Origin of the sequence: Phenylobacterium sp. (assembly GCF_024508875.1) — a bacterium.
GTDB lineage: Bacteria > Pseudomonadota > Alphaproteobacteria > Caulobacterales > Caulobacteraceae > Phenylobacterium.
On sequence record NZ_JANINU010000163.1, the window covers coordinates 1 to 5390 of the forward strand.

General features: G+C 67.7%; 6 protein-coding genes. 4 read left to right on the forward strand and 2 right to left on the reverse strand.

Annotated elements, in window-relative coordinates; all coding sequences use genetic code 11:
• Window positions 1-683, forward strand: a 683-nt coding sequence (locus tag Q0L11_RS13070; RefSeq protein ID WP_296597791.1) for a M28 family peptidase, incomplete at its 5' end; no start/stop codon positions are given.
• Window positions 684-719: 36 nt separating this feature from the next.
• On the opposite strand, the gene Q0L11_RS13075 is transcribed toward Q0L11_RS13070, so the two are convergent.
• Window positions 720-1445 (reverse strand): glutathione S-transferase N-terminal domain-containing protein, encoded by a 726-nt coding sequence (locus tag Q0L11_RS13075; protein WP_296597793.1) that lies wholly within the window; start codon window positions 1443-1445, stop codon window positions 720-722.
• A 151-nt stretch (window positions 1446-1596) separates the two neighbouring features.
• Between Q0L11_RS13075 and Q0L11_RS13080 the strand changes: the two genes are divergently transcribed.
• Together Q0L11_RS13080 and Q0L11_RS13085 are read left to right on the forward strand one after the other, a co-directional pair.
• A complete protein-coding gene (locus tag Q0L11_RS13080; protein ID WP_296597794.1) occupies window positions 1597-2421 on the forward strand; it encodes a DUF72 domain-containing protein in 825 nt (274 codons plus the stop codon).
• Between the two features lie 52 nt (window positions 2422-2473).
• Window positions 2474-3391 (forward strand): SDR family oxidoreductase, encoded by a 918-nt coding sequence (locus Q0L11_RS13085; protein ID WP_296597795.1) that lies wholly within the window; start codon window positions 2474-2476, stop codon window positions 3389-3391.
• A gap of 76 nt (window positions 3392-3467) precedes the next feature.
• On the opposite strand, the gene Q0L11_RS13090 is transcribed toward Q0L11_RS13085, so the two are convergent.
• Complete coding sequence (locus tag Q0L11_RS13090; RefSeq protein WP_296597797.1) at window positions 3468-3776, reverse strand: hypothetical protein; 309 nt, start codon at window positions 3774-3776, stop codon at window positions 3468-3470.
• 172 nt (window positions 3777-3948) lie between these two features.
• Between Q0L11_RS13090 and Q0L11_RS13095 the strand changes: the two genes are divergently transcribed.
• On the forward strand, window positions 3949-5390 hold a 1442-nt coding region (locus Q0L11_RS13095), incomplete at its 3' end, for a methyl-accepting chemotaxis protein (RefSeq protein WP_296597798.1).

Sequence of the window (5390 nt, forward strand, 5' to 3'; positions counted from 1 at the left end):
GCGTGGGCCTGCCCGACGCCAGGGGCGACAAGATCTACAACGGCGCGCTCGACAATGCGTCGGGCACGGCGATGCTGCTGGAGCTGGGCCGCGCCTTCGCCAAGGCGCCGAAGCCGGACCGCACGGTCGTCTTCATGTCGGTGACGGCGGAAGAGAAGGGCCTGCTGGGCTCGGAGTACTACGCCTCCTCGCCGCTCTACCCGCTGGCCACCACCGTCGGCGTGATCAACATGGACGGCGTAGGTCCGAACGGCCTGGCGCACGACTTCACCACCTCGGGCAACGCGCCGCTGACGCTGCAGGATGAGTTGATCGCGGTGGGCAAGACCCACGACCGCTACTACAGCCCCGACCCGCGGCCGGAGGCGGGCAGCTTCTTCCGCTCGGACCACTTCCCGTTCGCCAAGGTCGGCGTGCCCGCGATTAGCTTCGGCGGCGGGCAGGACCTGTTCGAGGGCGGCAAGGAAGCCGGTGCGGCGAAGCGCACCGCCTACACCGCCAACCAGTACCACCAGCCCGCCGACGAGTTCGATCCGAACTGGGATCCGAAGGGCTTCGAGGCCGATGGAACGCTGCTGTTCGAACTGGGCGAGAAGCTGGCCAACAGCCGCGTCTGGCCCGAATGGAAGCCCGGCGCCGAGTTCAAGGCCGCGCGCGACAAGACCAAGACGTCGCGGAAGTAGCCGCAAAGTCCCTCCCTTGGTGGGGCGGGAGACTTCCTACTTCCTGTGGAACGCGTGGAAATTGTCGCCGAAGCTGTTGGTCCAGCGTTCGGCGGGGATGCGGACGTGGTCGGTGCGGTACATCCACTCGTCCAGCGCCTCGCCATACACGCGCTGGATCGCCGGCCGCGCCTTCACCTGCTGGAACCAGCGCTCCAGATGCTCGAACGATTCCCGCGGCCGGTCGAACTGGGCGTTCCAGGTGAGGTTCAGCCACGGCCAGCAGGCCATGTCGGCGATCGTGTAGTCCGCACCGGCGACGTACTCGTGGTCCTTCAGTTGGCGGTCGATGACGTACATCAGCCGCTCGGCCTCCAGCCGGAAGCGCTGGCGCGCGTACGGGTCGATGGGCTCCGGCGCATAGCGGGTGAAGTGGTGCGCCTGGCCGTGGAACGGCCCCAGGCTGGCGATCTGCCAGGCCAGCCACTGCAGCGCCGCATAGCGTGCGTGGACCTCGGTCGAGAGGAACCGGCGGGTCTTGTCGGCGAGGTACTGCAGGCACGCCGCCGACTCCCACACAGTCACCGGCCCGCCGCCGCCGGCGGGCTCCGGATCCACGAGCACTGGGACCCGGCCGTTCGGGTTCAGCGTGCGGAATTCCTCGGTGAGCAGCTCGCCCTTGCCGATGTCGTACGGGATCAGCCGGTACGCCAGCCCCGTCTCCTCCAGCATGATCTGCACCTTGCGGGCGTTGGGGCCGGTGGTGGAGTGCAGGTCGATCACGTCGCGGTCCTTCCGTTCGGTCCCGTCCGCATAACCCGCTATCCGACGCCCGGCCACCTGCCGCCGGGGAACGGTCGTCGCGCTCGGAACATCTTGAGAACTTCACCTTGGCCCGCTACCTAGGAGGCGAGGTCGACGAGGGAGACGTCCTATGGCTGAGGCTGGCAGGATCCGCTGCGGGATCGGGGGCTGGACGTTCGAGCCGTGGCGGGGCGTCTTCTATCCCGACAAGCTGCCGCAGAAGCAGGAGCTGGAGTACGCCAGCCGCCACCTGACGGCCATCGAGATCAACGGCACCTACTATTCCAGCTTCAAGCCCGATAGCTGGGCCAAGTGGAAGGCCTCCACCCCCGAAGGCTTCAAGTTCTCGGTAAAGGCCTCGCGGTTCTGCACCAACCGCAAGGTGCTGGCCGACGGCAAGGACAGCATGGCGATCTTCCTGGGCCAGGGGCTGACCGAGCTGGGCGACCGGCTGGGGCCGATCCTGTGGCAGTTCATGCCGACGAAGAAGTTCGACTACGACGACTTCGCCGCCTGGCTCGACCTGCTGCCGGCCAAGGTGGGCGACATCCCGGCCCGGCACGTGGTCGAGGTGCGCAACGCCAGCTTCAACGACCCGAAGTTCATCGGTCTCTGCCGCGAGCGCGGGGTGGCGATCTGCAATTCCGAGAACGAGAACTATCCCTTCATCCCGGACATCACCGCCGACTTCGTCTACCTGCGCCTGCTCTCCGCCGACGACAGCGTGCCCACGGGCTACACCGCGCCCGAACTCGACACCTGGGCCGGCCGCTTCCGGAGCTACGCGCAGGGTCAGGTGCCCGGCGACTTCACGCCCATCGACCGCACGGGCCCGCCCGAGACGCCGCACGACGTCTATGCCTTCGTGATCCACGAGGGGAAGGTGCGCGCGCCTGCGGCGGCCATGGAGTTCATCCGCCGGGTCGATCCCGGCTTCGAGATCCCGAAGGATTGACCTACCCGGCGTAAGGACGGCGGACTGCCTCCAAACAGACCCGGAGGAGCCCATGACCGACCTGACCGCCCAAGACCTGATGTACCGACCGGGCCTGATGAAGGGCCAGCGGATCCTGATCACCGGCGGCGGCACGGGGCTCGGCAAGGTGATGGCGGAAGCCTGCGTGCTGCTGGGCGCCGACGTCTACATCTGGGGCCGCCGCGGCGCCGTCATCGAAGCCGCGGCCAAGGAGATCAACGACGCCCACGGCGGCGTCTCCGGCGGGCGCTGCATTGGAATGGCCTGCGACATCCGCGTGCCCGAGGCGATCCATGACGCAATGGACGAGATCTGGGCCGGCGGCGCGCTCACCGGACTAGTCAACAACGCCGCGGGCAACTTCATCAGCCGCACGGAGGACCTGACGCCCAAGGGCTTCGACGCCATCGCGAACATCGTCTTCCGCGGCTCGTTCTTCGTGACCCTGGACGCGGGCAAGCGCTGGCTCGCCGAGGGCAAGCACGCCTCGGTGGTCTCGATCCTCACCACCTGGGTCTGGCACGGCGGCCCCTTCACCGTGCCGTCGGCCATGTCGAAGGCAGGCCTGAACGTGATGACCCAGTCCCTGGCCGTGGAGTGGGGCAACCGCGGCGTCCGCTTCAACGCCATCGCGCCCGGCCCCTTCCCCACCGAAGGCATGAGCGCGCGGCTCAATCCCGGCGGCGGCGGCATGCTGGGCGAGGCCACCCCGACCATCCCGCTGAACCGCAACGGCGAGATGCGCGAGCTGGCCAACCTGGCGGTCTATCTGCTGGATCCCGGGTCGGCCTATGTGAACGGCCAGACGATCGCCATCGACGGCGGTTCGCATCTGAAGGGCGGCGGTGGGTTCGCGCGCCTGTCGGAATGGGGCGACGCCGAGTGGGAGCAGGCCCGCAACGCGATCCGCGCCACGAACGAGAAGGACCGCGCCCAGCGCACGGTCTGACGTCGAGACAAATAAAAAGACGCCCCGGGGGAGGGGCGTCTTTGGGTATTCCGCGTGTTCTCGGAAGAAGCGGCGCTTACGCGCCGCCCGGGAAGCGCATCGGGATCTTCACGTCACCCGACTTGTCACCCATCGGCATGGCTTCGGCGACGCACAGGGCGGCCTTGTCGAAGCCCTTGCCCGGAGCGCTGTCCGAGAGGACCGAGCAGCCGGCCAGCTTGCCGCCGGCAGCCGTGCACTGAAGCATCACCGTCGCGGCGTCGCGCGTGTTGGCGTTCTTGGTCAGGCACTTGGCCATGCTTTCCTGGAAGGAAGCAGCACTCGCCGCACCCGCCAGAGCAACGCTCAGAGCAATACCACCGAAAAGAGAGACAGCTTTCTGCATCCCCACCTCCTGTTGAGAAACAATGATGGGGGAAATACAGCCGCCGGGTGAATCAACCCTAAACTTCCCACCAAAATGGGAAAAGTGAGAATCAGTTAGGGAGTTTCGTTCAGCATAGCCAGGCTCGCGGGGTCCGCCCCCAGGCAAAGTAGACATGTGGGGGAATGCCCAAATGAAACGCTTTCGGCTGGACGATCTGCCGCTGATGGTAAAGGTGGGCTTCGCGCCCGCCCTGGCCCTCGTCATGCTGGCGCTGATGGCCACCGGCTCGGTCGTCATTCAAAAGAATCAAATGGGCGAGCTGAACCGCGTGGTTCAGACCGACATGCCCAACAGCCTGCGCATGCAGGAAATCTCCAAGCGCATCTCGGGCGTGCACGGCGATCTTTATCTCCTGCTCACGCACCAGGCGGCCCAGATCGACGCCGACAAGATCGGCTCGCAGGGCGCGGCGCTTCTGGCCGAGGTCGACAAGATCTCCAAGGAAGTAGGCGTGGCCCGCAATGCGGCCCCGGCCGCGCAGCGTCCCAAGTACGACAAGCTGCTGAAGGACCTGAAGGAAACGCGCGAGGCGCTGGACGTGATCGTCGCCATGACGAGCGCCGACTTCGCCTCCGCCGCCGGCTTCGCCGCGCCCTTCGAAGACCAGTACGCCAAGATGAGCCAGAACCTGGAGGCCATCGTGGCCGCCACCCAGGCCGACACCAAGGCCCAGGCCGCCGCCTCGGCCAAGCGCGCCAAGGCCGCCGAGTTGGCCACCATCGCCGCCTCGATCGTGACGCTGGTGCTCACCGGCGTGGTCGCCGCCTTCCTCGTGCTGAACCTGCGCCGGGCGGTGCAGCGCATCGCCGGCGCCACCGAGCGCCTGTCGCGCGGTGAGAACGACGTCGATCTCGAGAAGCTGGAACGCAAGGACGAGATGGGCGCGATCGTGAAATCGCTGGGCGTCTTCCGCGACAACCAGCTTCACCTGGAGCAGATGCGCGCCGAACAGGAAGAGCAGCGGGCCGCCGCCGAGGCGACCCGTCGCGACGCCGCCGCGGCCGCCGAGGCCTCGGCCGAAGAACAGGCCCGCGTGGTCAACTCGCTGGCCAGCGGCCTCGAGCGCCTCGCCGCCGGCGACCTGACCGTCCGCCTCAACCAGGGCTTCCCCGGCTCGTACGAGAAGCTGCGCAACGACTTCAACGACGCCGTCGTCAAGCTGGAGAAGGCCCTCGCGGCCATCGCGAACTCGACGTCGGCCATCCGGTCGGGCGGCAGCGAGATCTCGGGCGCCGCCGACGACCTGTCGCAGCGCACCGAACGCCAGGCGGCCACGCTCGAACAGACGGCCGCCGCCCTCGACCAGATCACCGCGACGGTCCAGCGCTCCGCCCAGGGCGCCAACCAGTCGCGCGACGCCGTCGCCCTGGCCAAGGCCGAGGCGGAGCGTTCGGGCGATGTGGTCAGCCGCGCCGTCACCTCGATGACGGCGATCGAATCCTCGGCCCGCGAGATCAACCAGATCATCGGTGTCGTGGACGAGATCGCGTTCCAGACCAACCTGCTGGCCCTGAACGCCGGGGTGGAAGCGGCCCGCGCCGGCGACGCCGGCAAGGGCTTCGCGGTCGTCGC